The organism is Paenibacillus sp. FSL P2-0136, assembly GCF_037975325.1.
Taxonomy (GTDB): domain Bacteria; phylum Bacillota; class Bacilli; order Paenibacillales; family Paenibacillaceae; genus Paenibacillus_AQ; species Paenibacillus_AQ silagei.
On the sequence record NZ_CP150244.1, the window covers coordinates 5,848,397 to 5,868,408 of the forward strand.

General features: G+C 54.4%; 11 protein-coding genes. 1 reads left to right on the forward strand and 10 read right to left on the reverse strand.

What is annotated here, in order from left to right; translation table 11 throughout:
• Window positions 1-17: 17 nt before the first annotated feature.
• The 5 genes from NYE26_RS24790 to NYE26_RS24810 all read right to left on the reverse strand — a co-directional run bounded on the left by NYE26_RS24790 (window position 18) and on the right by NYE26_RS24810 (window position 7,613).
• Entirely contained in the window at window positions 18-917 is a 900-nt protein-coding gene (locus NYE26_RS24790) for a carbohydrate ABC transporter permease (protein WP_051478153.1), read from the reverse strand.
• 14 nt (window positions 918-931) lie between these two features.
• Window positions 932-1,891 (reverse strand): ABC transporter permease subunit, encoded by a 960-nt coding sequence (locus NYE26_RS24795; RefSeq protein WP_209875949.1) that lies wholly within the window; start codon window positions 1,889-1,891, stop codon window positions 932-934.
• A gap of 1,165 nt (window positions 1,892-3,056) precedes the next feature.
• Window positions 3,057-5,324: an AraC family transcriptional regulator gene (locus tag NYE26_RS24800; protein ID WP_339250875.1), complete on the reverse strand. Its 2,268-nt coding sequence runs from the start codon at window positions 5,322-5,324 to the stop codon at window positions 3,057-3,059.
• A gap of 246 nt (window positions 5,325-5,570) precedes the next feature.
• On the reverse strand, window positions 5,571-6,239 hold the full coding sequence (locus NYE26_RS24805) for a TrkA family potassium uptake protein (RefSeq protein ID WP_036721939.1): 669 nt from the start codon (window positions 6,237-6,239) through the stop codon (window positions 5,571-5,573).
• Window positions 6,240-6,251: 12 nt separating this feature from the next.
• A complete protein-coding gene (locus tag NYE26_RS24810) occupies window positions 6,252-7,613 on the reverse strand; it encodes a TrkH family potassium uptake protein (protein ID WP_339250878.1) in 1,362 nt (453 codons plus the stop codon).
• A gap of 250 nt (window positions 7,614-7,863) precedes the next feature.
• Between NYE26_RS24810 and NYE26_RS24815 the strand changes: the two genes are divergently transcribed.
• Window positions 7,864-9,567 carry a CPBP family intramembrane glutamic endopeptidase gene (locus tag NYE26_RS24815; protein WP_339250880.1) on the forward strand — a complete coding sequence of 568 codons (1,704 nt, stop codon included), beginning with the start codon at window positions 7,864-7,866 and terminating at the stop codon, window positions 9,565-9,567.
• Window positions 9,568-9,634: 67 nt separating this feature from the next.
• On the opposite strand, the gene NYE26_RS24820 is transcribed toward NYE26_RS24815, so the two are convergent.
• The 5 genes from NYE26_RS24820 to NYE26_RS24840 form a co-directional block, all read right to left on the reverse strand.
• Complete coding sequence (locus NYE26_RS24820; protein WP_339250882.1) at window positions 9,635-11,389, reverse strand: sensor histidine kinase; 1,755 nt, start codon at window positions 11,387-11,389, stop codon at window positions 9,635-9,637.
• 12 nt (window positions 11,390-11,401) lie between these two features.
• On the reverse strand, window positions 11,402-12,958 hold the full coding sequence (locus tag NYE26_RS24825) for a helix-turn-helix domain-containing protein (RefSeq protein WP_339250884.1): 1,557 nt from the start codon (window positions 12,956-12,958) through the stop codon (window positions 11,402-11,404).
• Window positions 12,959-13,023: 65 nt separating this feature from the next.
• Entirely contained in the window at window positions 13,024-14,697 is a 1,674-nt protein-coding gene (locus NYE26_RS24830; RefSeq protein WP_339250885.1) for an extracellular solute-binding protein, read from the reverse strand.
• Window positions 14,697-19,271, reverse strand: coding sequence for a discoidin domain-containing protein (locus NYE26_RS24835; protein WP_339250886.1), 4,575 nt, complete (start codon window positions 19,269-19,271; stop codon window positions 14,697-14,699). The genes NYE26_RS24830 and NYE26_RS24835 overlap by 1 nt, the downstream gene beginning before the upstream one ends.
• On the reverse strand, window positions 19,250-19,942 hold the full coding sequence (locus NYE26_RS24840; RefSeq protein ID WP_339250888.1) for a hypothetical protein: 693 nt from the start codon (window positions 19,940-19,942) through the stop codon (window positions 19,250-19,252). The genes NYE26_RS24835 and NYE26_RS24840 overlap by 22 nt, the downstream gene beginning before the upstream one ends.
• Between the last annotated feature and the right edge of the window lie 70 nt (window positions 19,943-20,012).

The window sequence follows — 20,012 nt, forward strand, 5'->3', positions numbered from 1 at the left end:
ATACCAGGGACGCAGGATTACTCCTTGACGGCTCCGAGCATAACACCTTGAACGAAGTATTTCTGGACGAACGGATACACACAGAGGATAGGCAAGGTAGCGAATACAACGACTGACGCCTTCAGGACTTCGGGATTGCTGAGCTGCACCTGGCTGGCCTCCAGCTGGAAGCTTTCACTTGCCTGAATGACCAGATAATACAGCTTGAGCTGAAGCGGCCGGAGCGAGGTCTCATGCTTGATATAGAACAATGCGTCCTGATAAGCATTCCAGCGCCCCACCGCGTAGAAAAGGGCAAGTGTCGCCATAATGGGCTTGGATAAAGGCAGCACAATGCTGAACAGAATCCGGAAATGCCCGGCACCGTCGATCCGCGCAGATTCCTCCAGACTGACGGGAATTCCGCTGGTCAGCGAGGTTTTCATAATCAGCAGATTGAAGGCACTGAAGGAGAGCGGCAGCACCAGTGACCAGATGGTATCCATCAGCCCCAGGTTGTTGATGTTCATATAGTCGGGGATAATGCCCCCGCTGAAGTACATGGTGAACAGGAAGATAAAGGTGATCACCCTGCGGCCCTTGAACTGGGTTCTGGACAGCGGATAGGCGGCGCAGATGGTCAGGATCATGCCCAGAATGGTGAACAGCACAGTCACGATGACCGAGATGTACAGGGAACGGAGGATACTGGCATCCGCGAAGATTTTGTTATACGCTTCAATGGTGAAGCCCTGCGGCCACAGAAAGACCTTGTTGGCAATGACGAAGGAGTCAGAGCTCAGCGATTTCGATACGACATGAATGAACGGCAGCAGGCAGATCAATGAGATGATAATAATGACGAGGCGGATCAGCGTTTCCCAGATATCGATACGTGCTTTATGGGGTGCGGCAGTGCCTCCGGCTATGGCTTTCATGGTTCCTCTCCTTTCTACAAAATCCCATCCTCGCCAAGCTTCTTGGCTACGCGGTCCGCGGAAATGACCAGAATAATCCCGATGACGGACTGGAATAATCCGATGGCGGTCGCCCGGCTGAAATTACCGCTCTCAATCCCCCAGCGGTACACCAGGACCGGTATGGTGGTGGTGAACTCCGTGGTGGCCTTATTCTGCAGCGCATAGATACGCTCGAAGGAGCCGTCCATTACTTTGCCCAGCGCCATAATCAAGAGCGTCACAATCGTTGCCCGGATCGATGGAAGGGTGATATTCCATACCTTTCTCCAGCGGCCTGCCCCGTCCACCGTAGCCGCTTCATACATCTCAGGGTTGATCCCGCTCATCGCCGCCAGGTAGATAATCGTGCCCCAGCCCATGCTCTGCCAGACCCCGATTACGAGATAGCTAATGAGCCAATTCGTATCCTGCTGCAGGAATGGAATCCGGGTGCCTCCCATCAGCTCTATGAGGTTATTGACAACGCCGCCCCCCTCACTGAGGAGCTGATAGGCGATGGCTCCGATAATGACCCAGGACAGGAAGTGGGGCAAATAGAGCACCGTCTGATTGATTCTTTTAAACCGTACACTCTTGATCTCGTTCAGCAGCAGAGCCAGCACAATCGGCATCGTGAAGCTGAAGCACAGGTCGAGCACGTTCAGCAGCAGGGTGTTGCGGACGGCCCGGATGAAATCAGGCTTGGCGAACAGGTCCTGGAAGACCTGCAGTCCGGCCCATTCACTGCCCCAGAAGCCTCTGGCGATCTTATAGTCCTTGAAGGCGATTACAAGTCCGGTCATGGGCAAATATTTGAATACGATGACAAAAGCCAGCGGAAGCATCACCAGCAGATAGAGCTGCCAATCCCGCTGTAAATAATAGCTGAACCCCTGTTTCCTTCTTAATAAAGGACTGTGATTCGTTTGTGAAGCGCTTGCAGCTTTCAACATATTCACCTCCTGCCTTGAATTCTCTTGCCGGCTTCCGGCTATTATACTCCGGCCTGGCTCCTATGCTACCGCCTTTGCCGGGTCTTGAATATCATGAGTATTGATGATCACCTATCACAATTGATTGCCAATGGATTGCCGCCCGGCCCTCCTGGCCTCAGCCGCAGGAGAATAATCAAAACTGATAGGCATTCCCAAAATTAATAAAGCGCTTTCAATTTGGAGGGGAGCAGGTACAAGTCGGATAGAAAGGCATGGCGAGGGATGGGGCCAGGGGAGATTGGAGTGATTGGGGCGATGAGGGAGTGATGAGGGAGCGATCAAGGAGCAATGATAGCTAACAGGGAGCGATTCGGGAGCTATGAGAGCTATCAGGAATGATTAGGGAGCTACTGTTGCTCGCCCCGCACGCTTTTGACTAATATAGATTTGAACACTCCTACTTTCCACGAACTCAGGGGCACTTGTGCTCCTGAATTACTCGTTTAGCCAACTTTTCTGGAATTCAGGGGCACTTGTGCTCTTCATTTACTCGTTTAGCCAACTTTCCCGGGATTCAGGGGCACTTGTGCTCTTCATTTACTCGTTTAACCAACTTTCCTGGAATTCAGGGGCACTTGTGCTCTTCATTTACTCGTTTAGCCAACTTTCCCGGGATTCAGGGGCACTTGTGCTCTTCATTTACTCGTTTAGCCAACTTTTCCGGGATTCAGGGGCACTTGTGCTCTTCATTTACTCGTTCAGCCAACTTTCCTGGAATTCAGGGGCACTTCTGCTCTTCATTTACTCGTTTAGCCAACTTTCCCGGGATTCAAGGGCACTTGTGCTCTTCATTTACTCGTTTAGCCAACTTTCCCGGGATTCAAGGGCACTTGTGCTCTTCATTTACTCGTTTAGCCAACTTTCCCGGGATTCAGGGGCACTTGTGCTCCTCATTCGCTCGTTTAGCCAACTTTCCCGGGATTCACATCCACCCACTTTCAGCACCATTAGAGGGATTTATCCCTCTCATTTCCACCGCCTGCCCACTTTCCACCGACAAGCCGAAAAACCAAGATCCTTGAAACGAGTTACCGGTCCGCCGGGGATGGGTTTCTAATGGTTTCTACGGGTTTCTATGGGCTTTTATAGGTTTCTATAGGTTTCTATGGCCATCTGTGAGCTTCTAGGAACTCTTGCTCTTCGCTGACTTGTAGCCGCTTGGCGGCATGCCTTCATACTTGCGGAAAAAGCGGTTGAAGCTCTGCACATTGGCATAACCAACCTCTGCGGCAATCTGCTTGATTGTCAGCCCCGAATCCAGCAGCAGCTCCTTCGCCTGCTCGATCCTTAGCTGATTGACGAAATCAATCATGCTGCTGCCGGTCTGCTCATAGACAAGCTTACGCATGTAGGAGTAGCTGATGCCAATCTGCTTGGCCATGTCCTCGAAGACAATCTCTTCGCGGTAGTGCTGCTTCAGGTACTCCATGATCCGCTGCGCATAATTGGTCTCATGGGTGCTCCGATCCAGGCTCTGTACAATCTCACAGTAGAAATCATACAGGTACTCCTCCAGCTCATCCAGCGTATCCATCGCGGCGAGAATCGAATACACGTTGCCCCGGCCCATAATCATCCTTCCGGTTCCGAGGTGGTTCTCCCGGAGATGCTTGATCGTCGCGCCCATCAGCTGATGATAGATGAACATAATATTATCGTAGGAGATATTATCCTCTGCGGAGATCTGGCTGCGGATGCTCTGCAGCTCCTTGAAGATTCCCACCAGGTCGCCGGCATCCAGGAAATTCAGAATTCGCCGCTCGCTGCTCTCAGAGTCAACATACTTGCGGCTGTTATCCTCCCCGTCATGCCAGTACATGATGCTTCCGGCCCCCTTGATCATCCTGCGCTTAATCACCTCCATCGCTTCGAACAGCCGCAGCGCCACCCTCTCCGGAGCATCCGTCCGCTCACTCACCCCAATCGTGACCGAATGCTCCAGCAGCTCAAGAGACTGATCGCGGATCTCCTCTAGCGCCTGATGAATCAGAGTACTATGCGCCTCCCCCTCCTCCGGAGCAAAGTTCAGTACAATCACTGTACAGCCCTCATTATGGTAGACACAGCGGGCCACCAGCCCCTCAGGGAAAACATTCTCATACTTGGCACTCAGCAAATACCGGTGATAACTGCGCGTCTCCCCATTGGTATGGCCCACGTATCTTCTATATTGGTCGATGGAGACCACCACCACTCTATAACAGGCATGCGGAAAAACCTCCGTGATCCGCGGCGGAATCTCACCGCGCAGCAGACGGTGTACGGCCAGACTGCGGGTATCCTGTTCGCGCTCCTGCAGCAGCTGGAACAGGCTCTCTTCCTCCTCCTGCATCCTTTTGAAGGCCAGATCCAGGAAGGCCAGCTCATTCTTGTTCACTACGCCAACATCAATCTTCGAGCGCATCGTCTGCACCAATTGCCTCAGGGGCCTGGATAACCAGGTGGCAAGGAAGATGGCCAGCAGCGTCCCCAGTACAATGATCGCCCCTGTCAGCAGAATAATATTCCCCTGCATCTCTCTGGATTTGGTCATCAGCTCATCCATGGAGCTCCAGCTGACATTCCACCACCCGGACAAGGAGGAACGGCTCCAGGCATACACCGTCCGTTTGCCCTCCAGCTTGCGGAAGGTGTAGCCTTCACTGGCTTCCTGATTCAGAATCTCCTGTAAGAACGGCAGCTTACGGCTGTCGGAGAGCAGCATGGACCGGTCATTGAAGGAGATCACCGTACCCGCAGCGTCCAGCAGCAGGTAGTTGCTGTCACCCACCTCGGTAGCATGCAGATATTTGCCGATCTGGCTCTCCTTCATGTTGACGACAATCACTCCCCTGGTGGTGGTGGACAGGCGGTTGAGCGGGTACACATAAGACACCACGTTCTCGCCCGACGCAAGCTTACGGGGCACCCATACCCCGCTGATCCCCCTGCGTCCCTTAAGCGCTTCAGTAATCCATCCGATAGGCTCATAGCGGGCAAGCGTCGTGATGCTGCTGTCGGTAGAGAAGACATAATCCGAATCCTCCAGGACAAAGAATGAAGAGTACACACCGTCCACCCGGCGGTTCAGGTTCAGCAATTCCTTGGTGACAGACAACGCCAGACTTACATTGTTATAGTTGGCGTTAATCTCATCGTAGGTCTCGAAGCTGCGGATACGGTCAAAAATATTCGTCGCCGCCAGACGCGACGTATCCTGGGCCAGATTGGCCAGCGCGTTCTCGTTCAGCCTGCGGTTGGCATTAAGCCCGGCCAGCGTGGACTCCCCGATAGCCGCTTCAGAATTCTGTATAATCTGTGACCCGCTGTACCAGGTCAGGACTGCTGTAGGAATAGCCATAATGCAGAATAGAATCAACGCCAGCTGCAGGATCATCGGTGTTTTTTTCATCACATATCCCCCTAAGGATTTCTATGTTACCGCTTACAATATTTTTATTTTATCATTTCAGGATACATTTTACATATGTGTATAGGAAAATTTTCCGGTCCCCGCGCGGCATGTTACAGGCTGATGTGCAGGCGTTCTAATATGCGGCTGCAGGCTTACGCCGAAACAGCAAAAACGCCTGGATGCATTGCCATCCGGGCGTTTGTAGCTTTCTTTTATCGGGATAGGCTCGCTGTCAGGAAGTCCTTACTCCGCATTCACCGCTTCATCCTCGAACTCCTCGATGCTGTCGTTGGAGCCGATCACCACCATGATGTCTCCCTGATGCACATGATCATGCGCGGTCGGGGCAACGATGATGCCATCCTCGCGGTTCAGGGCAATGATGCTGCAGCCGTATTTGGCGCGGGTGTTCAGCTCAGAGAGGCTTTTGCCGTTCATGCAGGCGGGCACCGTCAGCTCAACGACCTTGTAATCCTTGGAGATCTCGATATAATCGAGCAGATTCGGCGTCACCAGCTGATGAGCCACGCGGATACCCATATCCCGCTCCGGGAAAATCACCCGGTCTACCCCCAGCTTCGACAGCGCGCGGCCATGCAGAATGGAGATGGCTTTGCCGACCACCTGCTTGACGCCCAGCTCCTTCAGCAGAATCGCGGCCAGAATACTCCGCTCCATATTATCGCCGATCGCCACAATGCCGCAGTCGAAATTACGCACCCCGAGGGAGCGCATAATCCCTTCATCCGTAGCATCTGCCATGACTGCATGGGTCAGCCGTCCGGTCATCTCCTCCACCCGCTCCTCCTGGTGGTCAATGCCAAGCACCTCGTAGCCCATAGACATCAGCTCCAGCGCCAGACTTGAGCCGAAGCGGCCCAGGCCGATTACAACAAACTGCTGTGGTTTCATGACTTGATTCCCCTATCCAATTATCATTTTGCCTTCCGGATATTTATATAATGGTTTACCCTGTCTCGGACCGAGCGCATACGCCAGTGTCAGCAGTCCCAGCCGTCCGGCGAACATGGTCAGGCAGATCAGAATCTTGCCGACCTGCGTCAGCTCCGGGGTCAGTCCCAGACTCAGTCCGACATTGGCAAACGCTGAGATTGTCTCGAACAGAATCATCAGATAAGGCAGCCCCTCTGTAGTCGAGAGCATCATCGATACCGTAACGATCAGCAGCAGCGCCAGCAGCGTAATGGTCAGTGCCTTGAACACGCGCTCCTGAGCCAGCCGGTAACGGAAGAGCACGATGTCTTCGCGGCCGCGCAGCATGGAGATTACAGCTCCGATCATCAGCGTGAAGGTTGTGGTCTTAATGCCGCCGCCGGTAGAGCCCGGGGAAGCCCCGATGAACATCAGGATCACGATGAAGAACTGAGTGGCCTGACGCAGTCCCGTGATATCCAGTGTGTTGGCCCCTGCCGTACGCGGTGCCACCGATTGAAACAGGGAGGCCCATAGCTTGCTCCCGAGATTCAGCGGTCCCAGGGTCCGCGAATTGGTGAACTCGAAGATGAAGATGACCACCATTCCGGTCACAATCAGTCCGGCTGTCATCGACAGCACCACCTTGCTGTGCAGCGACAGCCGCCGGGTGCGGCGGAAGTCGGCCAGATCGGAGATGACGATGAAGCCGATTCCCCCGGAGATGATCAGGAACATAACGACCAGGTTAATGACCGGGTCTCCGACATAGCTAATTAAGCTATGATCATGCCCGCCGAACAGATCGAATCCGGCGTTATTGAACATCGACACCGCGTGGAACACCCCGTAGTAGACCGCGCGGCCAAACGGCATATCCACCGCCCAGCGGATGGACAGGAGAAGCGCTCCCGCAGCTTCAATGACCAGGGAATAGAGCAGCACCTTGCGGATCAGCCGCACAATCCCTTCCATCGAGCTCTGATTCATGGCTTCCTGAAGAATCAGCCGGTCACGCAGTGATATTCTGCGCCTGAACACCAGCGCAAACAGCGTGGCCATCGTCATGAACCCGAGCCCGCCAATCTGGATCAGCACCAGAATGACCGCTTGTCCGAAGCCCGTAAGATGGGTACCGGTATCCACTACAGCCAGTCCGGTCACACAGGCGGCAGAGGTGGCTGTGAACAGCGCGTCCATGAAGCGGAGCGGCTGACCGGGTACGCTGGATACCGGAAGCATAAGCAGCAACGTGCCGATGAGGATGACCGCAGCAAAGCTCAGCACCAGGATTTGCGGAGGAGCCAGCTTCAGGAATCGGAAGCCGGTGATCTTGGAAGACGGTGACGCCAAACTTCTCATCCTTTCAGGGTTCCATATTAGAAATTACGAATCGGTCAGTATCAGATAAGCATACAAAATTATATACGTTATTGCCTAACTTCACAAAGACTCATTTTGATAAGAAGACAAAAATAACAAGCCTTTAAGCATAAGCCGTGACTTCTTCACGTAAAAGGATAATAAGGCATTTCTTTGTACCTGCCCGGCATGTAATACTATAATGGATGGATGAGAGCATTTTATTTCAAGGAGGCGTTCCATGAATCCCGTCGGCCAGCCCCTGCATCAGCGGCCCCTTACTACCAAACTTATCCTAGCCGGAATTCTAGGACTCATTCTATTTGTCATGTTCCAGATCGCTCCACAGCTCCTCTCCAGTTCAGACGGGGATACAGCCATTCTCAGCAAAAGCGAAATCCGGGTGAAGGCCGCCGCATTCGCTGCTGGGCAGCTCGGCTATGAAGCCGCAGCCGGAGATGAATGGGTGATCCTGTACAAGACGGACTCTTCCTTCTACGGCTATATGTCCCGTGAGAAGCTGCTTCCGGACTATTCCAAGAATAAGCTGGACCAGCGTTATCCGTTCGATGTGTACCATGCGGTGCTCTATACGTCCGGAGAGGCGGCAGCCCGGCTGGCAGTCGATCTCAATATGTATACCGGCGAGCCTGTGGCTTTTGCTGTTGGCGCCGATGCCGACGCTGCGTCCGGGCTGAATTACGGGGAGCGGCCCACGGCGGCAACCAAACGTACCGATACTGCCAATCCTGTAAGCAGCATACCGGATCTGAGCCTGGAGGCAAAAGAGAGGCTCGCCCTTCCCTGGCTGAAGCTCTGGGGGGCCAATCCTGCCAAGCTGAAGATTGAGGCTAACCTTGATGGATACGGGCTTGTCTATTCCGACAACTCCGTCACCATAGGTGAATTACCGCTTAAGTACCAATTCAATTATCTGAACGGCGAGGTCTCGTACTTCCGTGCCGGATTCTCGGCTCCCGCCTGGCATGATACTTATGTGGACGGGCAGACCTCGCTTGCCAAGAAGCTCACCTTGTTCGGCTACGGCCTGCCTACCCTGCTGCTCGGTATCCTGGCGATGATCTACGGCATTCTGCGCAGGAAGCATACTTCCTGGAAGCGCGGAATTTTCCTGAGCTCCGTCCATTTCCTGATCATGATGGTCAGCAGCTACAATGTGGTGTCCGAATCCGGCAGCGGCAGCGCTGAGGCAAGAGTTACAGCGGTAGTCATGTTCATCATCTACGTTCTGTACAGTCTGCTGATGTCGCTCCTGCTCTACTTCTCCCTGGTCGGAGGGGACGGCTTGTGGCGCTCTGAGGAGAAGCTGAATCCTTGGCCCCGGGCCTCCGAGCCCGGCTACGGCCACTATGTACTGAAGAGTATTCAGGCTGGTTATATCTGGGCCTTCATCCTGCTTGGCGTACAGACCGTCATGTTCATTATTCTGTCCTATACGCTGGATAACTGGTCCACCACTGACGCCAGCCAGTCGCCTTACAATATGAAATATGCCTGGCTGCTGCCGATTGTAGCCTGGCTGGCCGGGCTCTCGGAAGAGGCGGTCTACCGTCTGTTCGGTATCCGAATGCTGAAGAAGCTGGTCAAGAATACGCTCATCGCTTCACTGATCACGACCCTGATCTGGGCACTCGGACATACGCTCTACCCAATCTATCCCGTCATCTCACGGCCGATTGAGCTGACGGTCATCGGCCTCCTGTTCAGTTATATTTTCCTGCGTTACGGGTTCATTGCGGTGATGTTCAGCCATGTGGTATTCGACAGCATCCTGATGGGCGCGACCCTGATCTTCATGCAGGATAAGGTGAACGTAGGGGCAGGCATCGTGACCATCATCCTGCCGTTCATCGTCGGTTATCTGGTATACCGCTTCAATCCTCCACGGGAGCCGAAGCCGGTAGAACCTTTCTCTACTCCATAAACACCAGCAGCGGCTGCGCCTCCTGATCAGGGAAAGCGCAGCCGCTGCTGCTGTATAGCTATAGCTGTCATGCCTCTTCCGGCACAGAATGATACGGACGGTAAGGAAAGCGGAGCCGGATCAGCGTTCCTTCGCCCAGAGAGCTGTGAATAGCTACGCCATACGGTCTGCCGTACTGCAGCTTGATCCGCTGGTCCACATTACGGATGCCATAGCCGATACCCTGGCCCGCAGGCTCAAGAATCTGTCCGATCAGCTCCTCCTTCATCCCCAGCCCGTTATCCTCCACTTCAAAGACCACATCCCCCTCTTCCATGTAAGCACGGATAACCAGGGAGATTTCATCGTCATACCAGGCATGCTCCAGCGCATTCTCCACAAACGGCTGCAGAATAAATTTCACGCTCTCGCTCTCCAGCACCTCCGGCGCTACAGCATAGGCGACATGAATCCGGTCCGCATTCTTGATCCGCTGAATGTCGAGATACGATTCCGCGATCTGCAGCTCCTGCTCCACGGGAATAATCATCTCCCCCCGGTGCAGCGTCAGCCGGTAGAACCGGGCCAGTGAACGGATGACCTCATGCAGCTTATCAATCTCCCCGAGCTTGGCCATCCGGCTGATGGAAGAGAAGGTGTTATACAGGAAATGCGGGTTCATCTGGGAATGCAGCACCTGCAGCTCGGTCTCCTTTTTCTCCAGACTGACGACATAGACCTCATCGATTAACCGCTGAATGGTTGAAGCCATCTCGTTAAAAGCACTGCCGATCTCCGCAAACTCATCATTGCCCCGGACCGGCATCCGCTTGTGGAAGTCCCCTTCCTGAAAAGATTTCAGGGAAGACACCAGCTTCTGGAAGCTCCGCGAGAAATACTGGGACATCGCCAGACTGATCAAAAAGAGCAGCACCAGGGTAACCAGACAGATGCCGATGGTCACATTGCGGACCTGCTGTGAATTCTTCTGCAGCGAAGCATATGGAATCCAGGCCACTACACTGGCCGGCATATTGGTAACCGGCTGTTTGATCTGCATATAAGAACCGGGCTGCTTAATATAACCTGAAGCGGCTGAAGCCAGCGGCTCAGGGATAACCCCGTTCGGGGAGCTTGTGAACAGCAGGCGGTCTGCGTTATCCACGATGAACAGGATGCTGTCCTCGCCCAGCTGCCCCGAGACTGCATCAGAGAAGATGTATTTCATATTCGCCGTCATTTTGATCAGACCATTCAGCTGCAGGGTATCGTAGTTGATCAGGGGCCGCAGGTAGGAGATGCTGCCATCCGCCTTGTCATTGCCCGTCTGCCGCCATGCATTGGAGCCGTAATGCAGATCGAGCCTTCTGTACCACGCTTCATCCTCAATGCGGTCCATATGAAACAAAGAGTACTTCCGGACATCTTCTGCTGCACTATCGTTGTAATAGAATTCCCCGACATCAGGATTGCTTACATAGACGGAGAGCTCGACCTCCGGGTCCGGCAGATTCGCCGCATTCTTCAGCCTGGGAAGGATATACTGCGACATAATGCTGTATCTCTCCCAGCCGGAATGATAGCCTGCCAGATAACGCGCCAGGGTCTGGTCTGCATACAGCTCATCGGTGCTGCGGACCATATCCTTTAGCCGGAAATCCACGTTGCTGGCCATTTGCTTGACAGCCACCTCCAGATTGCTTCTGGTATGCTGCTCGGTGGAACGCACAGACGATAGGTAGGCATAGCTGCCGATCGCGATGATCGGTGTCAGCACCAGCAGCAGATAAGAAATAAGCAGCTTGTAGCTTATGGGAATGTATAAGGATTTCGCACGCTTCATCTGCATGCCGGATCAGCTCTGCTTTCTGTAATCGGCTGCGGTCATATTGAAAAACTCCCGGAATTGCCTGCTGAAATAAGCAATGTTCTTGTAGCCAACCTTATCAGCCACCTCGTAAATTTTGTATTGAGGCTGATCGAGCAGGAGAATCGCCTTCTCCATGCGGAGCCGCACAAGATACTCATTGAAGCTCTCCCCCGTGTGCTCTTTGAACAGGACCCCGAGATGATTCGGCGAATAGGCAAAATGGGCAGCTACCGCCCGCAAGGTAAGATTCTCTGTCAGCCTCTCCCGGATATAGGCTTCAATCCGCTCCATCAGCCGGCGGTTCTTGTGCTGCTTCTTCATGAACAGAAGCTCGGAAATCTCAAACAAGGTACACCGGAGCCAGCGTTTGATATCGTCAACGGTCTCCAGATGATGAATAACGTCCATCTGCTGCAGACTCTCGTAGGTCTCGTTGAGTGTCCCCAGGTAAGCCTCCAGCCGGGTAACGATATGAATAGAGAAATGATAGACCTTCACCGGATGCTCGAACAGCGCCGCCATCTCGAACAGCTCGTCGAGGCAGTCGCAAATATCAGCCAGCCTGTAGGCCGCCATGGCCCCGAACATCCCCTCCAGGACAACGCTCAGCTCCTTGATCTCCTGAACCATACCCGGCTTGCTCATCACCGGCGGAATCACCCTGTTCTTGCCGATGAACATTTTGCCGTTCATATAAGCCTTCGCCTGGGAAAAGGAGGAGGCCAGTCCTTCCGGAGACCCCACCTCTGCTCCATAACTTACAGTGATCGTATACTCCGTGTGCTCACGGACCTTCTGCACCAGCTGCTGAAGCTGCTCTTCCAGCGTCAAGCGCTGCCCGGTATAGACGAAACCGAGCTGTGAACGGTTCAACCGGCACCATTTCCCGGCAGCGGCGGCGTCAATCTCTGTCCCGATGTATTGAAACAGCCTGTCCAGACCGGCATAGACATCCTCCGGCTGCTCCTGCACCCGCATCAGAACATCATCGGCCTCAATCAGCACCGCAGAAGCGCTGGAGAAGGCCAAATCGAGCGGATACCGGTCCAGGAAGGCGCCCAGCGTAGCCCCGTCAATGCTGCCCTCCAGCAGATGCTGCAGCACATCATTTTTGATGAAATCGAAGGAAGCGATCATCCCGCCGTCCTCCGGCCCCCTGCTCCGTTCCAGCTCCAGCTCGGCGGTAGCCGTGCGCAATACACTGATCAGCTCCTCATCATCCACCGGCTTAAGCACGTAGGCATGGGCCTTCAAGTCGAGTGCCTGCTTCGCATAATGAAATTCCTGGTAGCCGCTGATGAACACGATTTTGAGCCCCGGATTCAGCTCCAGTGCCAGGCGGGACAGCTCCATACCGGAAACCGCCGGCATCCGGATGTCCGTAATCAGCAGATCAATCTCATGATTCTCGATATATTGGAGAGCGGCAAGCGGGTTGCTCTCGCTGCAGACCACTTCAATCCCAAGCTCACTCCAGGGAATCAGGCAGCGCAGCCCCTCCAGGTCATAATTCTCATCATCTACCAAGACAGCTCTGTACATCGCAACCAGCACTCCTTCATGCGGAAAAGAGGGTACATAACGTATCCCTCTTCTTCTCCAAACGTTTATTGTTCTGGTGTGTAATCCTTGATCTTCTTCAGATTGCTCTGCCACACTCCGGTCTTCCAGGCCAGCAGCCTGTCATAGCCCAGGTCCGATGCTTCCCTGTCTGCTGCCTTAAGCAGCTCCCGGAGCTCTTCATCACTTGCCGCAAAAATCATCCGGGGCACCACCTGCGCATATTGATCCCTCAGCTTTTGCAGAATAAGCCCCTCTTCCGAGGCAGGCGCCGGGTCAAGATTAGAGAATTCGGTGATGTTCATCGAAGTCTTGAACGTTATATTGGATTGTCCAAGGGTCGTCCAGTCCCGGGCTCCGGCGGGCAGCAGCTTCTCACGCTGTGCTTTGGCAGCATCAATGTATGAAGTATTACCGTACCAGTTGAATTCTCCGATCTTCAGATCATCATACCATTTCAAGTCACGTCCAATATAGGAATCATTTGGGATGGGAACTCCATCCTCTACTTTATCATAAAACAATCCCTCCGGCCCGAAGAAAAGAATACGCTGCCCCTCAGGACTCGTCGCCCAGTTCATATAGGAGAAAATGGCCTCCGGGTCCCGGGCAGCGGTTGTAATGACATTGACATTCCAGCCCAGCGTATTGTACCCGGAGGGGTAGACCTTGCCTGAATCAACGCCTTCGCGGTGCAACGGCCAGATGAGCTCATAGCCGTCCAGCGGGTCCTTAGCCGAGAGCTGATTATTCGCTTCCCGGCCGATCCCTTCCACGACAGCGTCATATGCGCCGAATACCGCGATCCGGCCGCTTTTCAGCTTTTCCAGCACCTGATCCCGTGTCTCGGTCAACAGATCCGGAGAGGTCAGTCCCTGACGGACCAGCCGGGCCGCCAGCTGCAGCGTCTCCAGGAATGCCGGGTCCCGGTACACAGAAGTCAGCCGGATGCCGGAGGGCACACCGAAGATTTGGCCTGAACCGGGAGAGATGAAGCTTGGCGTCCGGTTATCCGCCGCACCGCTGTACAGCATGCCGATCATCTGTATTTCCACGCCGTCCCGGGTCTCCCCGAAGTCGATCGGCACAATATCCGGGTATTTCCTCTGCACTTGCTGCAGATACGCTTCGAGATCATCCCATGTCGCAAGCTTAGGGGAGCCGAGCTCGCGGTATATTCTCTTCTCCACCAGGAAACCGGCGTTGCCGCTGCCGCCGCTGCCGTTAATATACCAGTTCGGAATCTGGTACAGCCTGCCGTCTTCACTGCGCAGCATGTTCAGCGTGTTCTCACCAACCGTCCGGGCGAATTCAGGATATTGCTCCAGATAAGAGTCCAGCGCCACCAGCTTGCCCGCCTTTTGCAGCCGTTCCACATCCTTGCCGCGATCCATAACCAGCACATCGGGAAGCTGATCCGAGACTATCATCGCATTCAGCTTCTGGGCGGCAGCACCGCTCGATGGTACCGGCAGAAGCTTCACCTTCAGATGATCGGTGATCCACCGGCTATGCGGCCCGGCCTCCCAGTCCGGCGCCGTATACCAGTCATAGTTCACAAAGACGGTGAACTGAACCGGCCTCACCTTGGCAGCCAGCTCCGAGAGGGGGACGGCTGAAGGATGGCCCGCAGGCAGCGTAATTTCGGAGCGGCCGCTGTCCGAGCAGGCACTAAGACTGCTTAGAACCAGCAAGAACAGGAGTGCCGCTGACCTGGGCATTAATAGATTGACAGTTCCCATAAAGAATAGCCGTACTGGGTGCCGCGCTCCGTCCCGTTCACTTTCACATACCGCGCACTGACCGGGGTGAAGCTGACATCGTCGAGTCCGCCATCCCCGGTTGTTGTGGAATAGGCCGTGGTCCAGTTCGTACCGTCTGCCGACGTCTCGATCGTGTAGGCTTTGGCGTACGCCCCCTCCCAGTTCAGCAAGACACGGCTGAGCGTCTGGGTAGAGCCGAGATCCACCTGAATCCACTGCGGATCACTGAAATCCGATTCCCAGCGGGTGCCCTCGTTTCCGTCCACAGCTCCGGCAGCGGGCTGCTTCGGATTCTCCGAAGCGGTAACCGCCTTATTCAGCGCAAGGTTCACAAGCGGCGGTGTGCCGCCGGTAATCACCTGCTGCACCGAAGCATCGTTATATCCCGCGGCTGTTACTGCAATCGTATACGTCTTCCCTGTAGGGAACAGCGCGGTATTCAGTTTGATTTTACCGGCTTCCACGGTATAATTCGCTGCCGCTGCTGCCACTCCACCCACCCTCACCGCAGTGATTGCAGTTCTCCAGGCCGCATTCTCCGTGAACGTCAGCTCAATCGGCTGACCGACAGCATTCTGGGTGGTATCGGCTGTCAGAGCAGGCGGAGCCAGCGGTGTCACGGCGCTGCCGCTGCCGTACACCTCCAGTTCCCACAAGGAATACCCGTACGGCGTCCCGCGTTCAGTCCCGTTCACTTTTACATACCGCGCGTTGACCGGGGTGAAGCTGACATCGTCAATGTCCCCGTCTCCGGTAGTTGTCGAATAGACTGTTGCCCAGTTCGCGCCGTCTGCCGATGTCTCGATCGTGTAGGCTTTGGCATATGCCCCCTCCCAGTTCAGCAGGACACGGCTGACCGTCTGGGCAGAGCCAAGATCCACCTGAATCCACTGCGGATCACTGAAGTCCGATTCCCAGCGGGTGCCCGCATTTCCGTCTACAGCGCCGGCAGCGGGCTGCTTCGGATTCTCCGAAGCGGTAACCGCCTTATTGAGGGCAAGGTTCCCGGACGGCTGTGTTCCGCCGGTAATGACCTGCTGCACCGAAGTATCGTTATATCCGTCTGCTGTTACTGTAACCGTGTAAGTCTTCGCCGTGGGGAACAGCACCGTGTTCAGCGTGATTTTACCGGCTTCCACGGTATAATCCGCTGCTGCTGCTGAAGTTCCATCCACTTTTACCGCAGTAATTGCATTTCTCCAGGCTGCGTTCTCCGTGAACGTCAGCTCAATCGGCTGGCCGGCAGCATTCTGGGTGGTGTCAGCTGTCATGGCAGGCGGAGTAAGCAGCGTATCCGTGGTCACCTTTGTCGGGTCCACCTTCACCAGCTTCCCGGCCGGGACTACAGCCGAGCCTGTAACTCCTCCGCTGTTGCGGAACGTAACGGTAATTGCCGCATTCGTCGGATTCCAGACCAGCGCACGGTAGGCGGAACCTTTTTTATACACCGTTGCACTGTAGCCGTTCTCCGCCCAAATGTCCTTGGTGCGTGATCCAAGCGTGGCCATATTGTGCACGAACCAGTACGTGTTGAACAATTCGTTCTGTTGCGGCAATGCCGGATTCCATTTATTCAGCACAGCCTGCGGATCGCTCAGCGCCTGAATCGGCCAGACAATATGGTACCAGTCCGGTTCCGGCCCACCGTTATCGGCCACGAAGCCGCTGTATAATCCAGCCGCCTTAGCCGTATCGAACCCGTAGCTGGTCAGATATTCTGCTGTAGGCAGCCAGTGAATGCCATAGACATACACCGGATTCCCATTGAAAAAGGTGCCGAAGAAATTCGAGCTTCCGTAAATCTGCCCCACCGTTTTATGCGTATAGCCGGGCAGCCAATTATCCTGGTCGTAGTTGAACCAGTATTGCTGTACCGCTCTAAGCTCCGTCGTGAAGCCCATAATGGAAGCATCGCGGAAGGCGGTGTTGCCAGTCAGTGTGCTCCACATATATTGGCCGACCCAGCCGAACAGCGATTCCCCTGCTGCTTCCTGGTTATTGCCGCTGTCATTGTCAGCATAACCCCCGGCCCATGAATGGCCTTCATACGGGTCGAAGTTGCGGAAGTACGGATACTTCGGGTCCGTCTTCGACGGATTGGCATAATCCCGGATCAGCTCATCGACCATCCCGCTGAATTTATTTCTGAAGTCGGTATCGTAGGTCGCGAGCACGGCGGATGCAAAAACATAATAGCCATACGTGAAATGATGGTCCGTGATGCCAGAGTTCGCACCGAACTCGCTGTTTTTATAGATCAATGTTCCCCAGTCAGAGTTGTAGTCGAAATAATAATCGGTTTCCCCCGAGGTGTACGTATACCAGTCTGTAAGCACCGTCTTCATCCGGGACAGGAACAGATTCTTGTAGCTCTCATTGCCGATCTGATCGGCGATCAGCACACCCATGGCCAGCGGATGCAGCTTCTTGCCCTGCCAGTACGCATCGGCCTGCATCAGATTGGTGGCGGTGTCCGTATCCAGCAGCGCCAGGTAATTCAGCAGATCCTGACGGGAATAGGTAGAATCGCCCGGCTCGGTGAACTGCGGCACAATGCCGTGGAATTTATCCGTAGTGGCGAACGAATTGCCCTCTGTCACCTTCATCGTTCCGCGGATGGACGGGAAGGAGACAGCAGTCAACGGTGTTGTAGTAACCTTCCACTGGTGGGGAAGCTGTGCCATCAGCGTTGTATTCGGGAAGCCCGAACGCTTGAGTTCTGTCACCGCATTGAAGGTGGTCGTGACATCGGAGGTGGTCTCGTTGAAGGTATAGGCCACCTTCGTGTCCGTCACGAAGGCATAGCCGTGCTGGTAGAAATAATTCAGATTGGACGGTGCCGGAAGAGCCGACAGGGACAGGTAGTTTTGGCCTCCGCCGAGCTGGATTTTGAGCTTGGCACCGACCCGCTTGAAGGTTGTACCAGCCGGCGCATACAGCCCATAGTGTCTGGTCACCATTTCAGATGTTGGCGCCCCGTTGGAATTGGTGACCGCAATGCCGATATGGTCTGCCGTCACTGTGTCGCCGTCTGCAGCGAGAATAGTAGTATTGCTGCCGTCGAAGAAGCGGGCCCCGGCTGGCAGATACACTTCAGGACTGGACGGATCACTGAATTGCGAATAGAGATAAGGCGAGCCTTTGACGAATGTTGTCTTCAGCTTCTCGGTTGCACCATCGCTTAATACGGCTGTCGCTGACCAGTCGCCGTAAGCAGTAATCCGGTTCGACATCCCCGAGGTATTAATGTTGCCGGCCATCAGGAACAGATCCGGGCTTCCCGCGGCTTCCTGTGCTCTTCCGTCAGCGCTTAGGTAGCCTGCGCCCGGATTCAGAATGCTCAGCCCCTGCTTGGTATATTTCGATTTGAGCGGAAGCGTAATAATGCCGTTGCCGAGCTGATTGATCATGATGGACTGCCACCAGTCATTGGAAGGCAGCGGTGCAGTCAGCGCATCCGATTTATACTGCGGATATTTGGGCTGGGGCACCGAGAGGTCATTCGCAGCATGACTGCCTTGACCCACGGCCACTGTAGTCAGCTCCGGCAGGGCCGGAATGTTATAGACCGGCTTAGGATCGCCTGCCACATAATCATAGGCCTGGAATTCAAAGATCGAGTACCCGAAGGAGGTTGCTCTGCTGATCCCTTTCATCCGGAGATAGCGGCCGCTGGCATAGACGGGAAGATTAAGGGTGCCTCCGTCGCCGTGAAGCTCCCGGTAGATCGTAGTCCATGAGGTTCCGTTATTCGAGACCTGAATATCATAGATCCGGCCGGCGGCTGCCTCCCAGTTAAGGATCACCCGGCCCAGCGTACGTACGCTGCCAAAATCAACGCTCAGCCATTCATTATCGGTAGCGTTGGAGGACCAGCGTGTGTTCAGGTTGCCGTCCACCGCCAGTTCCGGCAGGGTAGAGCCGACCGGGAGATAATCGGCCACCTGATAGGATGAAGCCGTCACAGGCTTGTTCAAGGCCACATTCGGCCCCAGAACCACCGGAGGAGGATTAACGCCGCCGGTGCCGTATACCTCGAACTCATAGAGGGAGATGCCGTATTGCGTCAGGTTCCGCTCCGTGGCGAATACCCGGACATAACGGCCTGTGCCGCTGAGCGTAAGCTCATCCACACCGCCATCTCCTGTAGTTGTGGAATAGATATCACTCCAGTTCAATTCGTCAGCGGATACCTGGATTTTGTAGGCCTTGGCGTAAGCCCCTTCCCAGCGGAGCACCACGCGGTCTACGGCGGCAGTTGCCCCGAGGTCAACATAGATCCAGTTCGGGTCCGTCCCCCATGAGCTGCTCCACCTTGAACCCGTATTGCCGTCCACCGCCAGATCCGGGGTATTATTGCCCTCTGTGCCCGAGGCATACGCCGGCCGGTCTTTGGAGAGCAGATAAGAGTCCGCAGCATGCGCCGGTCCTGGCGGAAGCGCCAGCACGAGACTCAGCAGCATGATGATGCTCAGACAAAGAGCAGTCCCATTGATCCCCTTTTTGCGTCTTACTGTTTTTGAATATCCCATTTCTTTAATCCTCCTCTTATAAGCGTTTTCATAGATTCAAGATAAGCGTACCCTTTACCGAAACCGGTTGCAATTATACAAATCAACGATTTTATGCAGAAAGTAAAGATTAACCTAATTATGCAGCAGCTCATAGTGTTCAGTCTACTATGTACATTTGGCCCGCACAGCGCCACCCAACGCAATGTAGTCGGTTTTTCGACTACATTTACTCCACGTGCCTCCACCATGCCCAATGTGGTCGGTTTTTCGACTACATTTGATCCATGCGCCTCCGTCACGCCCATTGTGATCGGTATTTCGACTACATTTACTCCATGTGCCTCCACCATGCCCATTGTGGTCGGTTTTTCGACTACATTTGATCCATGCGCCTTCACCATGCCCAATGTGGTCAGTTTTTCGACTACATTTGATCCACACGCCTCATCCCTGCAAATTGTAGTCGGTTTTTCGATCACATTTGATCCACGTGCCTCCGTCACGCCCATTGTGGTCGGTTTTTCGACTACATTTGATCCACACGCCTCATCCCTGCAAATTGTAGTCGGTTTTTCGATCACATTTGATCCACGTGCCTCCGTCACGCCCATCGTGGTCGGTTTTTCGACTACAATTAGCCCACGTTGGCCTGCCATCCAGACGACTAGCGGGATGTCTGAAGATACCATCCATTCCTAACCAAACCCAAAGAAGCCGGCCCACATGGGGCCGGCTTCTTTTCCGTTACCGTTCAAATCC